Raw genomic sequence first — 19411 nt, 5'->3', positions numbered from 1 at the left:
GACTGTATGACCACGCCAGTTTTACTTGCCAGACTTTCCTTTTCTGCCTCCAGTGGTGCTGGTCATGTATATCGTAGTTTGTCTATTATCGAATGCGCACTTCGCGACGGGTGGCAAGTTGTTGTAGTGACGGATGATCCGTTACCGCATCTACCCATCGAGCACTCAGCGCTGACTTGGCGCCATTTAATTGCATTATCGGAAACGGAACAAGACGACGCAAACCAAAGCCTCGAAATGTGCACAGCGACACACAAACCAACGGTTGTGTGGTTGGATCATTATGAATTGGCTCAGCAATGGGAGCGTGAACTCCTTAATCAATGCCCTGTAGCAGTGATTGACGATATTTGCAGAACACACGATCCGGCTGTCTGGCTTATCGATTACTTCCCGGGACGGCGCTCTTTAGACTATGCGCTGAATGAGGAGCGCTGCCTGTTGGGTCTGAGGTATTTATTGCTGCGGTCCGAATTCAGGCAACAGAGAATTGCATCGCGGCAACCTGGTCTAAAAAAGATACTAATTCAGTTTGGTGGGGCCGATCGAAATTCCTACGATGTACCTGTGTTACAGGCGTTACACGCCGACGCAAACTTGACCGGGACAATCGTCTGGTTGCAGGGTGAGCGAGATTTGCTTGATTTTTGGCAACGCCAGGATCTGACTGTTGATGTTCTGGAACACTGCGCGGATGTGGCTTTACTATATCTGTCCGTTGACTGTGCGATAGGTGCCGCTGGTGTGTCCGTCTGGGAACGGCAGGCCGTTGGCTTACCATCGATTGTTTTTCAGGCTGCTGATAATCAGGCCGATAATTTTCGTTATGCTTCCAAATTTCCTGGAATATGGGCACAACCAGGGTTGCCAGAAACAACAACTACGCAATGGATGCAGGCTTTGCATTCCTTGCGCAAAGGCTCTCAAATATCGTCGGAGCATTTGGATGTTTATGGCGCAAACCGAGTCTGGCAAGCGATTATTCCAAAGAGGTTTTGTGTTCATCAGAACCTTCAGTTTATACCCTTTTCTCAAGAACACATTCACTCGCTTTATAGCCTGCAAAGCGTGCCGGGTGTTCGGAGATTTTCCAGGAATCCACAAATTCCAACTTTCGCTGAGCACGAATCTTGGTGTGCGTCATTTTTGAGCAACAATGCAGAGTCTGGTTGGTTGGTCCATTTTCAAGAAAGACCAGTCGCGTGGTTACGATTGAGTGCTCCTGGTGCGGCGGATTTTCGCGAAATATCCCTGCTTGTTCACCCAGAGTTCCATGCCATGGGCATCGGGAACGCATTATTACGTTTTGCTCAAGAGCAATCGCCGTTATTAGCCGGATATGTGATGCCTGAGAACACCGCTTCCCGACGTTTATTTGAGCGTGTCGGGTTCAAGGAAAAAAACAACTGGTTCTATTGGCCTGAGTTGCCAGCTAAAGAAGATCACTTATGAACGACTTTAAAATTGATGACCGGTGGATAGGGCTTGATCATCCGCCTTATGTTATAGCAGAGGTTTCTGCAAACCACGGTGGCAATATCGACATCGCAAAAGCAACGATTAAGATGGCAAAAGAATGTGGTGCGGATGCCGTTAAAATTCAGACCTATACCGCAGATACCATGACGCTGGATATTGCCCGTGGCGAGTTTATGATTGAGGGTGGTCTCTGGGATGGATACAGTCTTTATGAACTGTACAAAGATGCTCATACACCCTATGAATGGCACGCTGAGTTGTTCCGCTATGCGCGTGAAATCGGCATTACTTTATTTAGTACACCTTTCGACGAAACAGCCATTGAATTACTCGAGTCATTACAAACACCAGCCTACAAGGTGGCTTCTTTTGAGGCTATCGATATTCCATTATTGCAAGCGATTGGTCGAACTGGAAAGCCAGTTATTTTGTCGACGGGTCTGGCCAATCAAACTGAAATCAGCGAGGCCATTTCCACGTTGCGAGACGCGGGTACGTCCGCACTCTGTGTTTTACATTGTATCAGTGGGTATCCCACACCCGTCGACCAAGCGAATGTTAAAACGCTGACTGAAATTCAGCGGTTGTGGCCTGAGGTAACCCCCGGTTTATCCGATCATACTCTATCCCCTGCTGCAGCCTGCGCTGCGGTTGCGTTAGGTGCCTGCGTGATTGAAAAACATGTTATTACGGATCGGAGCATGGGCGGGCCAGACGCTTCTTTCAGCTTGGAACCCAATGAACTGTCGGAGCTGACAACACTGGTGAAGCAAGTTCATGCAAGTATGGGGAGAGCTAGTTTTCAGTTGAAACCGGCCGAGCAGGGAAATCTGAAATTCCGTCGTTCCATATATGTCTCGGCGTCGGTAAAGAAAGGGGAGTTGATCAGTGAAAAAAACATTCGACGTATCCGTCCTGGTTTCGGGTTAGCGCCTAAATATTATCAACAGTTGATCGGCAAGCGTTTTAAAGTAGATGCCGAACCCGGTACAGCGCTGACATGGGAGTTAGTGGAATGATTCCATACGGCAGCCAATGGCTGAACGATCAGGATATAGACGCAGTCGTAGAGGTATTGCGGTCTGATTTTTTAACTCAAGGACCACAAACCCCGAAATTCGAGCAAAAGCTGGCTGCGGCGGTTCAATGTCGAGCCGCGGTTGTGACCAACAGTGCAACCTCGGCATTGCATGTGGCCTGTTTGGCGCTGGAAGTTGGTCCGGGCGATCTGGTATGGACGTCACCCTTGACTTTTGTGGCGTCCGCTAATTGCGCTTTGTATTGTGGTGCATCGGTAGATTTTGTCGACATAGAACCGTCTACCGGGAACATGTCTGTCGATGCACTGCAACAAAAATTAGCGTTGGCGAAGCCGCAAAACCGGTTGCCCAAAGTCATTATTCCTGTGCACTTTGCAGGAGCGCCATGTGATATGAGAGAGATTTCCCAGTTGGCACGCAGCTATGGAATCTCGGTTATTGAGGATGCTTCTCATGCGTTGGGAGCACGATACGGTGAAACTATCGTCGGTGATTGTTCATATTCTGAAATCACTGTTTTCAGTTTCCATCCGGTTAAGATGATCACGACCGGCGAAGGCGGTTGTCTGTGTACGAATGATCAAAAGTTGGAGCAAAAGGCGCGGTTATTGGTGTCGCATGGAATTACTAAATCGGCAGATGAGTTCAACAAAACCGAAGCTGACCCTTGGTGGTATGAACAACATAGCTTAGGGTTTAATTATCGCATGACGGATATACAAGCCGCCCTCGGTATTTCACAGTTAACAAAGTTGGCGGATTGGGTAGAGCGTCGTAATCAACTGATTACGCGCTACCAGAGAATGACCGAGAAGCTACCAATAGAATGGTTAACTGTCGATGAGCAACGTCTTTGCAGTTACCATCTTGCGGTAATTAAAGTGTCGCCTGACCACCGCAGACCCTTGTTTTATTGGTTACGTCAACACAACATTGGTTGTCAGGTTCACTATATCCCTATTTATCAGCAGCCATACCATGCGCAGTCCTCGCAATATTGGCCACGCTGCGAAGCCTTTTATCGGCAGATAATTTCGTTGCCACTGTTTCCTCGGATGACGAATGCTGAGCAGGATGAAGTGGTAAAAGTGTTAGAGGAATACTTTTGATGACTGTTTGTATTATTCCCGCCCGCGGTGGGTCAAAGCGAATACCAAAAAAGAATATTAAACCATTTCATGGTAAAGCTTTGATTGGGTATTCAATAGAGAATGCACTAGCGAGTGGCCTGTTTAACCGTGTCGTAGTCAGTACGGATGATTCAGAAATTGCCGAGGTTGCCATTAGTTTTGGGGCGGAAGTCCCCTTTATGCGCCCTGCAGAGTTGGCCGATGATCATGCTAATACTTTTGACCTATTACAACACGCGGCTCGTTGGATTCAGACCAATGATGTTTCATCGGAGGTCATGTGTTGTCTATACGCTACCGCTCCCTTTGTTGAAGTCGGTGATTTGCAACAAGGTTATGACTTATTAAGTCAACATCAGGAAGCCGATTATGTTTATTCAATTACCGAATTTCCATTTCCGATTCAACGCAGTGTTCGTCAAAATAATGGTTTTGTCACGCCGTGTTTTCCAGAAAACATGTTGAAACGCTCACAAGATCTGGAACCCATTTTTCATGACGCCGGGCAATTTTATTGGGGGCGGGTTGAGGCCTTTGCTCAGAAAATGAACTTCTTTGGTAATCGGTCTATGGCCGTGGTTTTACCGCGTTACCGTGTGGTGGATATAGACACGCCAGAAGATTGGGAGGTGGCTGAAATCCAGTTTCAAGTGCTTAAAGCATCCGGAAAACTATCATGAAAGCTATTTTGATCGGACTTGGTAATATTGGTCTGATGTATGATGTGGACAAGCCTGATTGTGTGCAAACACACGCTAAGGCTCTTGCCTTAATAGGCGCTGAGGTGTTGACAATAGACCCTGATGAGAATCGCCGAAAACTGGCAACATCGACCTATGGCTTCAAGGGACTTGCGTCTTTGAACGCGTTCAATGCACCAGGAGAAATTGATGCTGTCATCATAGCCAGCAACACAGAATACCATTTTGAACACATTAAATGGGCTGTCGACCAAAATCCTAAGGTAGTTCTGGTTGAAAAACCAATTTCCTCGACAGTCGCCCAACTGAACAAGGTGGAAGGTCTACTTAAGGCAACTTCGATACATATGATGGCGAATGTTATCCGTAATTTTGATCCGTTATCGTTGAGCTTATTGTCCCAAATAACGAGTACTTTCAATGTGACGGTGACGTATAGCAAAGCCTTGATTCACAACGGCATACACTTTTTGGCGCTGTTGTTAAAAGTGTATGGCGACGTTACAGAAATTAATGTGGAAAAATACGACGTTACAAAACCAACAGTTTTATTTTCTTTTCCACAAGGAACAGCTCGGTTTCAACCTTGTGAAACAGACACGAAAAATGAACTGACTGTTTTGTCATCGGACGGTCGTCTCAATTTCAAAGATGGAGGGCGGGTCGTGGTCATTAAACGGAAGAATACACCGGAAATCTTTCTGTCTAATCGTTTGGCAAATTACCAAGAAAATGTCATTCATCAAGTAGTTAAGTGTATTCATGGTGCCCGCGAAGACAGTTTTAAACTGACCGTTAAAGCACAGCGAATTATACATAAAGTACTGGAGCAGGTTCCGCTATGAAACATTGGAATAGATACAATCCGATTGGTGCTGAAGAGAAAGCCGCCGTTAATAGAGTGTTGGACAGTGGGGTTCTGTCCAAATATATCGGGGCCTGGCATGAAGACTTTAATGGCGGTGTTGAAGTAAATGCGTTTGAGCATGAGCTCGCGGAATACTTCGGGGTACCCCATGCAGTGGTGTTTAATTCCCTCACTTCAGGACTAATCGCGGCTATGGGGGCTATGGGAGTTCAGCCTGGAGATGAAATTCTGGTGACTCCATGGTCGATGAGTGCCACCGCGACAGCAATTTTAATTTGGGGTGGCATTCCGGTTTTCGTGGATATAGAACCAGATTTTTATGGGATAGATCCAAATAGGATTGTCGAAAAAATAACAAGAAAAACCAAAGGTATTATCGTCGCAGATATATTCGGCCATGGCGCTCGGTTAGATGAGCTAAGAGCACTGGCTGATCAGCATCATTTGTTTTTAATCGAAGATGTTGCACAGGCTCCGGGTATCCAATTGGACGGAAAGTTTCTGGGGACGTGGGGGGATGTCGGTGGATTTAGTCTGAACTACCATAAACACATCCATACTGGGGAGGGTGGTTTTTGTATATGTCATCGGGACGATATTGCCATGAAAATGCGATTGATTCGTAATCATGCTGAAAGTGCGGTATCTGGAAGCCCTATAGATGATCTTACCAATATGGTGGGCTTTAATTTTAGGCTGGGTGAGATGGAAGCAGCAATAGGGCGGGAGCAGCTTAAAAAGCTTCCAATGTTGCTGCAACAAAATCAAAAGAAAGCCAGTCGTATTATCGAGACACTGGCGGGTGAGTCTTGGTTGGTCACCACTCCCGTCGGCAAGCCAGGGGAACATGCCTATTATGTGTTACCTTTCCGGCTAACGGATGATCGAATTACTAATTCTCAACTCGCAGAAAAACTTCGTGAACGAGGAGTGCCAGGTATCGTCTGCGGTTATGTCAATATTCATCGGTTACCAATGTACCAACAAAAGATAGCGTTTGGTCCTTTTCCTTGGGCGCACAGCGAACCAGACCATTATCACTATGATATCGGACAATTCCCTATAGCCGAGACATTGCATACCAAAACGTTTATAGGCTTGTTGATAAGCATGTTCGACCTGAATGAAGACGAATGCACTTGGATTGCAAACCAGATGATCGCTGCTTATCAAGAATTGTCAGCTGAGGTGCAACATGAGTGAGCCGGAGTATCTATATACAACAACGCGGCTGGGCCTACGCCCCTTATCTTCTCAAGAGTTAAACGGGCCCTATCCCAGTTGGTTTCTTGATGCTGAAGTGAATCAATACAACAGCCATTTTCGGCTGCCTTCCAGTTCGGATGCAGTCAGTGCCTTTGTGAGTAGTCTAAAAAATGATAAATCGCGCTTGGTACTCGCTGTGTTTTGGTTGGCCACACATAGTCACGTAGGCAATATTAGTTTGCAGCAGATCGATCACTTTAATCGCAGCGCCGAACTCGCGTTTTTGTTCGGGGACAAGGCATTATGGGGGCAAGGAATCGCATACGAAGCTGCCGAAACTTTGATGCAACATGCTCAAAAGTACTTGGCGATTCGTCGGTTTACCTTAGGGTGTTTGACTGTCAATCACGGGATGATTCGATTAGCGGAAAAGCTTGGTTTTACGCGAGAAGGAACTTTAAATCAGGCTCTTTGGCATGAAGGTGAGTTTCGGGATGTCGCTCTCTATGGAAAAAATGCAACCAAATAGACGGACGGTATTGGTCTGTGCACACGACGCGGGTGGAGCAAACCTGTTGTACCATTGGGCGATCAATGCGGCTAAGCATATCAATGTAGAGCAACGTGTTTTTGGACCAGCAATAAAGATTTTTAATAACCAATTTAAATCTAATAACGATATTCGAGAAGTTGACGCCGTGTTAACCGGCACCGGTTGGCAAAGCAGCTTCGAACTGGATTGTATTGCAGAAGCAAAGACGTTGGGCGTAAAGGTATACGCATATTTAGACCATTGGGTGAACTACGTAGCCCGATTCAAAGCCCTTGATACGTTAGTTTTGCCAGATGGTATTTGGTGTGCGGACGAGTTGGCACGAAGTGAGGCTAGACGCTGCACGGAATTTAATGCATTGCCCGTTAAAATTGTCGGGAACTATTATTGGTCTTCGGTTCGTCGTGAACTTTCCTTGGCCACAGAAAAAACTATCCTAGTGGTTCACGAACCCGTTAGGGGCTCGTTAAAAAAACAAGAGAGCCTGCTGCAAAGATTTGAAAGCTGCCTGGCTCTGCAAGGTGACTCTGAGACAATACGCTTTAGACCGCATCCGAGTGGGCTGGACGATTTTGGAAAGCTGCAATTAAAGTGGTTACGGAATCGATTCAAAACCGTGGTTATTTCAGAAGCATCCTTAGCGCAAGATCTGTCTGAATCAAAGTGGGTAATTGGCTACCTGTCGATGGTATTGCCGATGGCGGCGAGTTTTGGCAAAAAAGTGAGTAGTTTTTCAAAAGACGAATTGCCTGATTATATGAGTCAGTTTGGTGTGAAAGGCGTATGAATGGGTACGCCGCAGTCAGCGGCGTTTTTCCATTAGAAACCAGGTGACATCGCCCAGAGGGAAATTATTGTCACGTCGGTATTTAAAACCATAATCTATCAGAACCAGATCTTGAAACCGATCAAGAATTTCACCAGCAAAGTCACGTTTAAACAACATGTCATCCTTGCCATGATATGGGATCATGACCGGTGTGGGGTTGTAGTACTCTGAAACGAGAATATAGCGATTGCTAAAGTTGTATAACGCATCGTAGACAGTATTGAGATGCTCGGGGTTGATATGAATAAGGACACCGGAAGTAAATGTTAAATCTGCATTGGGAATATCTTTCTTATCTAAATCCAAAATGCTTTTGTTAATCACATTTAGACCATCGATACCTGTTAAGTGCAGGCATGCTTCTGGGTTGATTTCAATGGCATTCAAGACCAGATTCGCTTTTGTTTTTTTAATGGCATGAATGTTTAAGCCAATATTGGCTCCGAATTCAGTGACACTGGAAACCAAGTTCGTTCGTTGTAGAATGTCACCAAAAAATTTAATTCGAGAAGGTATATCTGAAGCATAGTCTTGATTTCGTTCGATATAGCCCTCTGCGAAATTGCTTGTCCAAAATTTTTCCTGTTCAGTACCTGCCATAATGTGGTCTCTTGTATAGTTGTCAGAACATCCAGTCTTTATCTGTAACGAAGTTTCTATTTTCGATCATATTGAAGAAAAGCGGTTTTAGAAATTCTAAGTAGTTTCGATAGTCTGTTAGCCAAGTATTCACTAATTCCTTTTGGTAATCATCACTGGTAAAGTTGCTTACGACAAAAAGTTGATAGAGAGGGTACTTGGAAACACTCATTGCATTTCTGTATTTTCCGATATCGCCTCCTACTTTGTAGCCAATAGAGTTGAATATTTCGCGGACTTTGATGGCATTGTTTTTGGCATTGTTTTCGAATGTGGAGACTGTCTGGTAAATTTCTTCAGCTATATTTAATGAAGATTCCAACACATCCTTCGTTCTCTGAACGACGCTTTCAATGTCAATGCTGTCACATTCGAAGGCAATTGTGCTATCCGAGTCAGGTACATCCGGTAGTTTTAAAATTGTGTCTTGCAAACTGTGTTCAGATACATACTCAGTTCCTTCTATATGTGCACCTTTGGAACAGTTGTACACTTTATTTGGAATTGCCGTTAACAATGTTTCCATAGTAATTCTAGCCGAATTAAGCCCCACTGAAGTGAAAACTTCTCCACCACTGGTGTCCTTTAATTTTATATTTGCAGACCTTGATTCAGAAACCGTTTTGAGCCTCATTAGATTGTCAGGTAACGTTTCATCATTCGATATGTTGGTTTTGGAGTGATGCGCGCCTCCGGTATGCGCAAAGTCTAAGCCGATGAGGTATATGTCGTGATTTGAAACTGTGGAAGCGAAGGCTGTGGCTCCATTGGTACAGGTTATACCGCCTCTTCGCAAAGTATGAGAGTTTCCAATAGTCGGTTGGAGCTCTGAAGATTCAGGAATAAACATGTACGTTTTTCTGAATAAACCTGTGAATCCTGGGTGTGCTTCATACGTACAAATGAGGTCGAGTTCTTTTAAATCAATTTCCTGATTTAGATGGGTCAGCAGTGAGGTGGCCAGGTGTTGAAATTCCAATTCGAAATGGAGATCCGGTTTGATACCCATCCTTACCAGGGAAGACAAGCCGCTTCCCGCGGATATCAAATAGAATTTATCACGTTGTTCTTTGATGATTGGCGCGTAGTTGTCAAGAGACGGACCCGCACCGACAATAGCCAGTATCCGATCATGAGATGCTCGGGTTTTTTCGAAGTTAATCGCCGGGAAATTGCGAAGAATATTTTCGTTAGCATTGAATAGTCGCTGGGCTTCAGGCCCTATCATCTCAGAGGACACTTTAACGTGTGATGCGTATTCTTCGATTATGTGCTTTGCTTTATCGTATTCGCGAGCAAATGGCTCGTGGTTATAAATCAGCGTTGAAACGCCAATCGAAGGATAGAGCCTTAAAAAGTGCTCTCTAAGAGACTTTTCAAACTGTGCATCGTGACCTTCACCCTGGTGTATATGGAAAGTGATAGTGGATTTATCATCCAAGCCCGCCAACATAGCGTTCCAGTCAACAACGTACATGCTTGCAATCAGGTTTACGATGTCGTTCTCAATAATGGTAATGTTAGTGAATTGGCGGCTGTTGACCAGCATTTCACAGTGCAAGCCCAATCCTATTCCAAATACAACCAAGTCAAGGTTTGCAGGTAATAAATTGTTCCTTTTCTCCGGCCTGCTGCCGATGAATTCAGCATATTTTTTAGCTGTTGCGTAAAAAGCTTTTTCTTTAATTAAAAAGGTAAGATCAAGATTAGAAGGTTTCGGAGCATATATTTTACCACTCATCACTTTTTGGAAGAACTCGACTTCCTTTACCGCGTGATTAACTGGCGTGGTGCCATATATTTGACGCCCATCCGCAGTTAAACGGCATATTTCTAGAGATTCAGGGTCGACAGAAAGGCGAGGCCGCGCTGACTTTGAAATCTGCTGGTACAAAGCCGGGGCTCTTTCCTTAAAGAGCTGGAGATTTCGCTGATATTTCTCTTCCGCACGTTGCAGCTTGGTATTTATTCTATTGTTATTTTGCGTCATTTTTCCGCCTAAATCTCATCTTCCTGTTACATAAAGCAAAATATGGGCCTTTTGTCTTTTCGCTTGCCTATATTGGCTACCAACCCACCGTGGTCTATTTATGACGTGGTAAGCAAAGAATAGTCAAAAACTAAAAAAAAAATCTAAAGGTTGTATGAGTGCGGCCGACATAAGGTTCGTAGATGAGCAAATCGCTGTTATCAGATCGCAATAGGGCGCTACTGAAATCCAGCGAAGGAGATGAAAATCATGCCTCAAATTATTAATACCAATATTGCCTCCCTGACGGCGCAGCGTAACTTAAACAGTTCACAAAGCGCTAACAGTACGGCTCTTGAGCGTTTGTCATCTGGTTTGCGGATTAACAGCGCGAAAGACGATGCAGCCGGTTTGGCTATTTCCACTAAGTTCGAATCCCAGGTAAAAGGCCTTAATGTCGCTATACGAAATGCGGGTGACGGTATCTCGTTAGCACAGACAGCTGAAGGTGCACTGGGTGCGATGACCGAAAACCTGCAGCGTATTCGTGAGTTGGCGGTTCAGTCCTCTAACGCAACGAACTCTGATGACGACCGGGTTGCATTGCAACAGGAAGTTACCCAGTTGCTGTCTGAAGTATCTCGTACAGCCTCTGAGACGAACTTTAACGGCCGAAATCTTCTGGATGGTACCTTCCAAGGCACCTTCCAAATTGGTGCCGACGCGGGCCAGACTGTAGATGTGAAAATCTCAGAACTGACTGCCGAGAAGCTGGGTTCATCCGCAACCGCGGGTGTTAGTGCAATCGGCACAAACCAGGCGATTGCCAACGGTGACTTAACCATTAACGGCGTCGCTATTTCAGCCTCAAAAGCAGGTTCAGATACTGCATCAACCAGTTTGGCAGGCGCTTCCGCCATCGCAAAAGCTGCCGCCATCAACGAAGTCAGTGACGAAACTGGTGTAACGGCTTACGTCGATAAAAACGTCGCTTCTGGTTCAGAAATGTCGGCTACTGCTGGTACGGCTAAGATTGAATTGAATGGCGTTGAAATTAACCTTTCTACGTCCAGCGACACGGCACAGACTCGTGCGGGTGTTATCGAAGCAATTAACGCGGTTTCTGATCAGACCGGTGTTATGGCAATTAATACCAACACTGATGCCGGTGGTGTTCAGTTGGTGGCCGCAGATGGTCGTAACATTCAATTGTCGCTTGATACGGGTGATTTGAGTGGATACGGTTCAACAACAACAGACGCTGAGCGAGCTGCGGCAACCGAAGCATTCCTTGCTGCGTCTGGTTTGACTGGAGGCTTAACCGATGTTGACGGTGCCGGCGGCGAAAATGTCTATAGCATTACCAAGACCGGTGGCTTCACCTTGGTTGCCGACCCCGATGTTGGCAGTATCGAAATTACTGGTGGTAATGGCACTGGACGAGGGGACCTGGCAAATGCTGGTTTGACCGCGGGGACTTATGAACGAGGTGTCGCTACCAGCGTTAACCAGGTTCAAACCAGTACTGTGACGTCCAGCAGTCTTGCGTCTGCTGGCGGTAGCTTGACTAATACTATCGCCGATAGCGGAGACGTGGCGACCATTCTGGGTGCCGGTTCTGACTTGCAGAATGCAGTCTTTGCATCAGCGGCATCAGCGGCGGGTCAGACGGCTCAAAGTGCGATTACTTTCCGCGTGACTTCTGCTGGCGGCTCAGCAGGCATTTTCTCCATGGGTGCTGGCGGTACTATGACCTCAGCTATCGATGGTCTGGATGCTATTGCAGGTGTTGACGCATTTGAACGTGTTGAGTTTACAATCCAGGATTATTCAGCCGTTACGGGTGGTAACCAGCTGTACATCGCTGGGCAGACTATTAATTTGCCCGACGTTTCTGGTGCGAACTACGATACACAAACCGAGCGATTACAGTATTTGTCTGATGCGTTGAATAATGCGACTTATGGTGCAAATATCACCTTAACCGCAGAATTGAATATGTCCGGTAACTCCTTAACGGTTAAGATTGATAACCGTGGAACCGCCGGTACTGTTACCTTGGGTGTTGGATCTTCTGTTAACGGCACGGGCTCCATTACAGGCACAGTGGCGCAAGGGTCAGGCGTAACAGCACTGGGTAATGCGGGCTTGGATATGTCAGTCAGTGCTCCTGCAGACGTGCACGTAATCATGGGTGCGATCGCATTTGTATCTACTGCCGGGGTCCCATTAACCATTCAAGCAATGGAAGGTACTGCTGGATCTACAGCATCGAACGATTTCTTCGTAGGTGTTTCTAGCGATGCAACTTCTACTGGCTCGCAGCAATTGTCTACGACAACCAAAAACGTTGTAAGTGTTACCGTTGACGGTGTCGCTCAGGCAGATACCACTATTGCAACGGATTCAACCGTAGCGGAACTCGCGAGCACAATTAACTCAACTTACGATGACGTTAACGCTTGGGAAGAGATCAGTCTCACCTTTGATAACACCAATCTGGAAGTTGGGGATTCGCTATACATCAGTTCGGATGCCTTGGGAGCCACATCTGGTATTGCGGTTGCTATTAGTGATCAGGACAGCAGCGGTAGTGTGACCATTGCCGATATTGCTGAGAGCATTAATACGACTGACTTCAGCGGTGAAAACATGGATGTCAGCGCAACGCTTAACGCTGCCGGTACTGAAATGACGCTGACCATTCGTAACTTCTCTGGTAACGAAGTCACTATGCAAACAGATGCAGAGGGTCGGGCACTTGAGTTGACCAGTGGGGATATCGTGGGAGGTGTTGAGCAACAACTCTCTGGTACATTGGCGTACGCAGCGACTGGCACGCAGGCTGTTAGTCTGAGTATTTCAGATCCTGAATCATCAGGTGATCTGTATACCGGTAATGCAGTGAACAGCACATATAGTGGTGTAAACGGTTTAGACGATGGCGATATTCTGATTAACGGTGTATCCATCGGTGCAGCGAAGGTAGGTGAAGATACCGCCAGCGCAGAATACGCGTCCGACGGTACCCGGATTTTGTCAAGCTCTAAAGAGTTGTCTGCTATTGCCGTAGCCGCTTCTATTAATGAAGTTGCGGATGAGACAGGTGTGAGCGCTAAAGTAAACGCGACCGAAGTGGTGGGCGGTGACGGATCAGCGATTACTGGTTCATCTCCAACCGTTGGACAGTTCGCTATCGGTGATACAGCAGAAATCTTCATCAACGGATATTCAGCTGGTGTCGTAACGTTACAAGATGACGGTGCGGGCGCTATCGATACCGACCGAGCAAAGGCCGATGCACTCGACCTGATCAATGGTATCTCCGGTAAGACTGGTGTGACAGCGGTGGATAATGGTGTGTCATTAACCATGTCTGCGGCGGATGGTCGTAACGTGTCAATCGCTATTGATGACCGTTCTGGTGCAGACGCTTCCATCGGTGCCATGTTTGGTATGGATGCCAATGTAAATGGTATTGGCGAGTCAACCTTTGGTGATTCCCCAGCTGCTGCCAACAATGGCATTAGCGCTGAGAGCGCAACATATGAAACAACTTACGGAACAATAACTCTTGAGTCCGCAGGCGAGTTCACCGTTGCTCTGGGTACTGAAGGTGTTGATGAGTTGGCTGCACTGGGCTTCCAAGAGGGTGCATATGGCGGTGCATCGGACGGTACGTTCTTGAAGGATATCGATATTTCGACCTTCCAGGGTGCTCAGGATGCAATTTCAGCAATCGATAACGCGCTGAAGACCGTATCTAGTCAGCGTGCCGAGTTAGGTGCATTGCAGAACCGATTCGAGTCCACAACTGCCAACCTTCAGATTACATCTGAAAACCTGGCAGCTGCGAACTCTCGAATTCGAGATGCGGATTTTGCAGCAGAAACTGCGGAACTGTCACGAACTCAGGTACTGCAGCAGGCTGGTATCTCGATCTTGGCTCAGGCCAATCAGCGACCACAGCAGGTGTTGTCACTACTCGGTTAATAACCTCAATCGGTCGAGCCGCTTAGCGGCTTGACCGAAAGGTTTCTCTTAATGAGAATAACTGAATGGTGAACGGAGGTGTTTATGAATGAAATTAGTATGCAGCCACAGCTGAATGCTAAAGCTTCCGCACCGGTTCGCGATGCTGTTAAAGCAAACGAAAACGATACTGGAAAAACATTGGTATCAACGGTTTCACAGGCAGAAGCTCGCAAGACCGAAAACACGCCTATTGGCTCGTTGCTGGAAAAAGCACAAGATCAAGAAGCAAATAATAGTGAGGTAGAGCAAGCCGTTGCTAAACTGAACGATTATGTACAAAACACACAACGAAAACTTGAATTTCAGATAGACGATGATTCAGGAGAGACCGTGGTTCGGGTCTATGACAAACACTCTGAAGAGTTGATACGTCAAATACCCAACGAGGAAGCCTTAGAGTTAGCGAAGAGGTTGAATCAGGAAGAGCCACTTATGTTGTTTAGTGCACAGGTCTGATAGAAAAACCGCCTTCGGGCGGTTTTTTTTTGAGATGAGAGTATTAAGCTAATCACATGCGATAAAAAGCAATCAGCCTGACTATTCGAGGCTTCGGTGCAGACCGATATGCATTGCACAAATATCGTTGATATCGCTTGTCATCGTGTGCCTAATTCGGAGCCAATGTAACCGAAGTTTCTCCCAGTCCAGAATTGAGTATTGATCTCTGTAGTTTAGCCAAGAGTAATGTTAACCAATCGGACTTTGGGGCAGCCGCCACTTCATCTCATTCGCTCGGTAAAAAATAAACGGTAGCGATAAATACGACCTGTTAGTTTGTTCCCTAAACCTACAGCTTTTGACGTCTGGTAACTCAAAAAGATAGTTCTGAGCGAAACCTTTTGGAGCGTTTTTGCACCTCTAGGTTCACAAGGTTCCGCTAACTCCTTTGATACATTTGCAAGACTAACGCTGGTTACTTGCAGCTTGCAGTTCAACATCCCTAAAGTTTTTGGGTATTCCGCCGATATAAAGTTTAGCGGTTGGTCTATCTTATAGGCACTGGCGCAAACATTGCTTTGATATAGTGTTAGAAATAACTTAGGTGCGAACATGGCGGGTATTCAATCGTTAGGTGTAGGCTCAGGATTGCTGACTTCAGAGTTGGTTGATCAACTGGTGGCTGCTGAGAGAGCGGCAAGTGATCTCCGCCTTGACGGAAAAACCGCCCGGGTTGAGGCGAAGATTTCCGCCTACGGAGAGCTTCGTACAGTGCTTGAAGGTATGCAGTCGTCTATCTCATCCCTAGCATTAGCGTCGACAATCCAGAGCAGTTCTGCGCGGTCATCCAATGAATCGGTATTAACGGCGACAACAAACAGTACCGCAGAACCTGGTACGTATCGGATTGAAGTTGATGAGGTCGCCAAAGCGCATTCCCTAGCAAGTAAGCAATATACGTCAGTTGACGATACCGTGGGCACTGGGACATTAACCTTCAAGTTCGGTACAACGACTTACGATGGAAGCGATAACTATCTGGCGTTTGCGCAGAACGAAGACACAACCAGTACCGATATCGAAATCACAACTGAAAACAATACGCTCGGTGGTATTCGAGATGCCATTAATAACGCCGACTTCGGGGTCAGTGCATCGGTAGTCTACGATGGTACGGGTTATCGATTATTGTTAACCAGTGAAGAAACGGGCGAAGAAACTTCAATGGAAATTACCGTTTCCGGCGATGCCGGTTTGCAGACGCTTGCGTATAACGCTGCTCAAAATGACCCAGCGAATAATATGACCGAAACTCAAATGGGTTCCGACGCTGCGTTACGAATCAATGGCCTTTCGGTAACGAGTTCAAAAAACACGCTGGATCAAGTTGTTAAAGGTGTCTCAATTAACTTGACCGAAACGAGTGATTCTGCAGTAACTTTAACCGTTGCCCGCGATGTTTCTGATATTGCCGATAAAATAGAAGGCTTTATCGAAAAATATAATGACTATAAAACAATTTATGACGAACTGAGCAAGTACAATCCGGCTGAAGAGATAGGCGGTATTTTGTTGGGTGACAATGTATTGCGATCTGTTCAAAGCCAGTTACGTTCAGGTTTGTCGGAAGTCATCACTGGATTAACCGGCTCAACATACTCAAGTTTGATTGAGCTGGGAATCAGTACCGATCAAAACAATAACTTCAAGCTTGCGTTCAATCGCAGTAAATTCGAAGCGGCAATGACAGCAGATGCTCGTTCGATCGTCGGCTTATTAGCCACCGATACAGACGCTTCCGACGCTCAGATTAAAGTTGTAAGTGTTGGACCCAAAACAAAACCGGGTACCTATGATGTAAATGTCACTCAGGTTGCGACGCAGGGAACGTATCAGGGATTATCGTCTCAAGCGCTAGACTTTGCGACCGATGTCGTTATCAGTGATGTTAATGATAAGATTAAATTCAATATAGATGGAACCACCAAGTCTGTGTTTTTGGAGCAAGGCTCTTACAATAGTGGCGACGATCTTGCGTTGATGCTGCAAAATTCAATCAATAATACCTTTGTTGGTCAAAGTGTGTCTGTCGCGTTTGATGCGGCCAATCAGCGCTTTGATATTACATCCAGTAAATTTGGTTCAACGTCTCAGGTTTCCGTGGTATCTGCGGATACGATGGTTGCTAATACGTTAGGTTTGACGGCGCTGGGAAGCGGACAGGCCGTTGGCAGTTATTTCAGTACGCTTAACGATGCAGCCTTTGCAGCAACATCTTCTCCTGGTGTGTTGGCAGTTACCGAGGATGACAGTTTTGATTTTTCAGCAAACCCGGTTAATTTCGATCTTACGTTGGCAGGCACAGGTGCCGATGGTACATATAACATTACTTTTGATGAAGACTGGTCTGACGTCTTGGACGCCGATGGTAATGTTACGATCGATCGAGACCGTTCAGATGTACTGACCTACATTCAGTCAGAATTGAATGATGCCGGACTTGCGGGTGTTGTTACCGCAGAATTCAATGCCAGCGATCGTTTGGTGTTTCGTACTGAACCTGCCACAGGTTCTCAGACTCTGACGATAGCCAATACCGTCACAACCGGGGCCGACTATCTTGGTATGACAGATAGCGTGGCAAACAGTGGTGTCACAATTGCCGCGGGCACAGAGTTCGAAATCTCATATACAAATCGATATGGAACGGTAGACAGTTCCACGATTACGCTGACTGCAGCAACCTACGAAACGGCTGATGACCTGGCGCTTGAGATCCAGAATCAGATTAATGCCGATCCAACGATTGCCGCCAGTGCACAAGGTGCATTAACAGAGCGGGGAACACGCAATATTTCAAATGCAATCGATTTTACGACTGATGCAGCTCAGTTTGTTATCGACTTGAATGGTACCGAATACTCCATAGATGTTGTCGGAAACGGTGTCGATAACATTGATTCTATTCAAACCGCCATAGATTCTGTTGTGGGTGCTGGTGTCATTACCGCGAGTATGGAAAACAATGGTTTAGTGCTTAAAACTGTTGCTTCGGGCAGTACCCAAGAATTGGAGATAAAACGGGATGGTATCGGGGCAACGACCAGCGCCGGATCTGTCGACCTGTCAACAGGTACTGACTTCTCAGCGACTCCTGCGACCTTTACCTTAAAAGTTGATGGCATAGATATCGATGTATCTGTGACAGGTGACGGTACTCTTGGCACGAACGATAGCGAGTCTAATCTGACTGTCATTCAACAAGCACTGGATTCAGCACTTCTTTCAGCTAACGGAGGTGGTGAATTTGCAGCCGGCGATATCGTTGCAAAATTAGATGGAAGTAATCAGTTATATTTTGAAACTGTTTCAAAAAATGGTTTAGCAACTGAAGCCACTTTTGGTGCCGACGCATCCATTCAGATATCAGCAGCCGACGCCAACGCGACCACTGCTCTTGGCCTGACCGCAGGCGCCATCAATATTAATGGATTTGACGGTTTTGGTTTATCGAAGGGGCAATATACCGGGTTTGATTCTCAATCGACGGTTACCTATGAGCAGAACGAAAGCGGAAATGGACGTTTTGTCATTGCCTTTGATAACTCTACGGACGTTACTCTTTCGAATGTTTCATTAACAGCCATTACCCAACTTGGTTTGGCGGATGGCAATGGCGCGCCAGCGAGTGTTACGACTGGTAAAGACGTCGAAGGCACAATCAATGGTGTGAAAGCAACAGGTCGTGGTCAGTATTTAACTGCCTCTGAGGGTAGCCAGGCAGCCACGAATGGTTATCTGCTCGGTGCAACAGGTTGGGATTTTTCAACAGCTGCGGTTATCACAGGGACTAATAACACCTTAAAGGTCGAAATTGATGGCGTCGAATCGGGCACTATCACGTTGGCGACTGGGGCCTACTCCAGTGGCTTGACGCTGGCCGCTGAGTTGAAAGCAAAGATTAACGCAGACAGCGAGTTGAAAGCCGCTAAGAAGTCAGTGGACGTGCAATTTGACCCGGCAACAAACACATTCGGGATTTTTTCGGTGAGTAAAGGTAAAGAATCTACCGTCAGTGTCAGCGAAATTACCACAGGTGGGATTGATATCTTCGGCTTTACCACGTCGACACCGGGTGTGAATGGTAAAGATGCCGTAGGATCCATTGATGACGCAGCAGGCTTATTGTTAAGAGTCACAGGTACCCGGATTGGAGATCGTGGGTCTGTTTCTTACGTGCAAGGAATTATGTCGAAGTTTGATTCCCTACTGGACAGTATTTTGGGGAATTCAGGGTTATTGACTGAAAAAGAAGACAACCTTATTGACGATCAGGACGCTATCACAGAAGAGAGAAGTCTGATTGACTCGCGCATTGCAGCATTTGAAGAGCGTTTGCGAGCGAAGTTTTTATTTAATGACAAACTTATCAGTCAGCTTAAGACAACAGAAGACTTTTTGGTGCGGCAGTTTGAAGCAATGAATGCATCAAAGGATAAATAATTATCATTGAGCAAAAAAAGG

At 46.1% G+C, this 19411-nt stretch carries 13 protein-coding genes; 11 read left to right on the top strand and 2 right to left on the bottom strand.

Annotation, left to right across the window (positions count from 1 at the left end; all coding sequences use genetic code 11):
- Positions 1-6: 6 nt before the first annotated feature.
- Genes IYN85_RS07160 through IYN85_RS07125 form a run of 8 tightly spaced genes read left to right on the top strand, consistent with a single transcriptional unit; the run spans position 7 to position 7764 of the window.
- Positions 7-1452 carry a bifunctional UDP-2,4-diacetamido-2,4,6-trideoxy-beta-L-altropyranose hydrolase/GNAT family N-acetyltransferase gene (locus tag IYN85_RS07160; RefSeq protein WP_196158125.1) on the top strand — a complete coding sequence of 482 codons (1446 nt, stop codon included), beginning with the start codon at positions 7-9 and terminating at the stop codon, positions 1450-1452.
- Positions 1449-2498, top strand: coding sequence for a pseudaminic acid synthase (gene pseI, locus IYN85_RS07155; protein ID WP_196158124.1), 1050 nt, complete (start codon positions 1449-1451; stop codon positions 2496-2498). Before IYN85_RS07160 ends, pseI begins: the two co-directional genes overlap by 4 nt.
- Positions 2495-3628 (top strand): UDP-4-amino-4,6-dideoxy-N-acetyl-beta-L-altrosamine transaminase, encoded by a 1134-nt coding sequence (gene pseC, locus IYN85_RS07150; protein WP_196158123.1) that lies wholly within the window; start codon positions 2495-2497, stop codon positions 3626-3628. Before pseI ends, pseC begins: the two co-directional genes overlap by 4 nt.
- Entirely contained in the window at positions 3628-4329 is a 702-nt protein-coding gene (pseF, locus tag IYN85_RS07145) for a pseudaminic acid cytidylyltransferase (protein WP_196158122.1), read from the top strand. Before pseC ends, pseF begins: the two co-directional genes overlap by 1 nt.
- Positions 4326-5195: a Gfo/Idh/MocA family protein gene (locus IYN85_RS07140; RefSeq protein WP_196158121.1), complete on the top strand. Its 870-nt coding sequence runs from the start codon at positions 4326-4328 to the stop codon at positions 5193-5195. The genes pseF and IYN85_RS07140 overlap by 4 nt, the downstream gene beginning before the upstream one ends.
- The gene (locus IYN85_RS07135) at positions 5192-6421 is read left to right on the top strand and encodes a DegT/DnrJ/EryC1/StrS aminotransferase family protein (protein WP_196158120.1); all 1230 of its coding nucleotides are present in this window, start codon (positions 5192-5194) and stop codon (positions 6419-6421) included. The genes IYN85_RS07140 and IYN85_RS07135 overlap by 4 nt, the downstream gene beginning before the upstream one ends.
- Entirely contained in the window at positions 6414-6953 is a 540-nt protein-coding gene (locus tag IYN85_RS07130) for a GNAT family N-acetyltransferase (RefSeq protein WP_196158119.1), read from the top strand. The genes IYN85_RS07135 and IYN85_RS07130 overlap by 8 nt, the downstream gene beginning before the upstream one ends.
- Positions 6931-7764 carry a hypothetical protein gene (locus IYN85_RS07125; RefSeq protein WP_196158118.1) on the top strand — a complete coding sequence of 278 codons (834 nt, stop codon included), beginning with the start codon at positions 6931-6933 and terminating at the stop codon, positions 7762-7764. The genes IYN85_RS07130 and IYN85_RS07125 overlap by 23 nt, the downstream gene beginning before the upstream one ends.
- Positions 7765-7779: 15 nt before the next feature.
- Here the strand turns inward: IYN85_RS07125 and IYN85_RS07120 are convergent, their stop codons facing one another.
- A complete protein-coding gene (locus IYN85_RS07120) occupies positions 7780-8406 on the bottom strand; it encodes a pseudaminic acid biosynthesis-associated methylase (protein WP_196158117.1) in 627 nt (208 codons plus the stop codon).
- A 22-nt stretch (positions 8407-8428) separates the two neighbouring features.
- On the bottom strand, positions 8429-10435 hold the full coding sequence (locus IYN85_RS07115; RefSeq protein ID WP_196158116.1) for a 6-hydroxymethylpterin diphosphokinase MptE-like protein: 2007 nt from the start codon (positions 10433-10435) through the stop codon (positions 8429-8431).
- Between the two features lie 249 nt (positions 10436-10684).
- On the opposite strand from IYN85_RS07115, the gene IYN85_RS07110 reads away from it, so the two are divergent.
- The 3 genes from IYN85_RS07110 to fliD all read left to right on the top strand — a co-directional run bounded on the left by IYN85_RS07110 (position 10685) and on the right by fliD (position 19390).
- Entirely contained in the window at positions 10685-14407 is a 3723-nt protein-coding gene (locus IYN85_RS07110) for a flagellin (protein WP_196158115.1), read from the top strand.
- Between the two features lie 84 nt (positions 14408-14491).
- Positions 14492-14905 (top strand): flagellar protein FlaG, encoded by a 414-nt coding sequence (locus tag IYN85_RS07105; protein ID WP_230390514.1) that lies wholly within the window; start codon positions 14492-14494, stop codon positions 14903-14905.
- A gap of 594 nt (positions 14906-15499) precedes the next feature.
- Positions 15500-19390 carry a flagellar filament capping protein FliD gene (gene fliD / locus IYN85_RS07100; protein ID WP_196158114.1) on the top strand — a complete coding sequence of 1297 codons (3891 nt, stop codon included), beginning with the start codon at positions 15500-15502 and terminating at the stop codon, positions 19388-19390.
- Positions 19391-19411: the final 21 nt, after the last annotated feature.

The organism is Reinekea sp. G2M2-21, assembly GCF_015687175.1.
Lineage (GTDB): Bacteria > Pseudomonadota > Gammaproteobacteria > Pseudomonadales > Natronospirillaceae > Reinekea.
This window is presented reverse-complemented; position numbering and strand designations above follow the sequence as displayed.

What these genes read in the sequence shown, in the direction of transcription:
- IYN85_RS07160 (WP_196158125.1), top strand. Translation starts at nt 7, where the DNA reads ATGACCACGCCAGTTTTACTTGCCAGACTTTCCTTTTCTGCCTCCAGT.
- pseI (WP_196158124.1), top strand. Translation starts at nt 1,449, where the DNA reads ATGAACGACTTTAAAATTGATGACCGGTGGATAGGGCTTGATCATCCG.
- pseC (WP_196158123.1), top strand. Translation starts at nt 2,495, where the DNA reads ATGATTCCATACGGCAGCCAATGGCTGAACGATCAGGATATAGACGCA.
- pseF (WP_196158122.1), top strand. Translation starts at nt 3,628, where the DNA reads ATGACTGTTTGTATTATTCCCGCCCGCGGTGGGTCAAAGCGAATACCA.
- IYN85_RS07140 (WP_196158121.1), top strand. Translation starts at nt 4,326, where the DNA reads ATGAAAGCTATTTTGATCGGACTTGGTAATATTGGTCTGATGTATGAT.
- IYN85_RS07135 (WP_196158120.1), top strand. Translation starts at nt 5,192, where the DNA reads ATGAAACATTGGAATAGATACAATCCGATTGGTGCTGAAGAGAAAGCC.
- IYN85_RS07130 (WP_196158119.1), top strand. Translation starts at nt 6,414, where the DNA reads ATGAGTGAGCCGGAGTATCTATATACAACAACGCGGCTGGGCCTACGC.
- IYN85_RS07125 (WP_196158118.1), top strand. Translation starts at nt 6,931, where the DNA reads ATGGAAAAAATGCAACCAAATAGACGGACGGTATTGGTCTGTGCACAC.
- IYN85_RS07120 (WP_196158117.1), bottom strand. Translation starts at nt 8,406, where the DNA reads ATGGCAGGTACTGAACAGGAAAAATTTTGGACAAGCAATTTCGCAGAG.
- IYN85_RS07115 (WP_196158116.1), bottom strand. Translation starts at nt 10,435, where the DNA reads ATGACGCAAAATAACAATAGAATAAATACCAAGCTGCAACGTGCGGAA.
- IYN85_RS07110 (WP_196158115.1), top strand. Translation starts at nt 10,685, where the DNA reads ATGCCTCAAATTATTAATACCAATATTGCCTCCCTGACGGCGCAGCGT.
- IYN85_RS07105 (WP_230390514.1), top strand. Translation starts at nt 14,492, where the DNA reads ATGAATGAAATTAGTATGCAGCCACAGCTGAATGCTAAAGCTTCCGCA.
- fliD (WP_196158114.1), top strand. Translation starts at nt 15,500, where the DNA reads ATGGCGGGTATTCAATCGTTAGGTGTAGGCTCAGGATTGCTGACTTCA.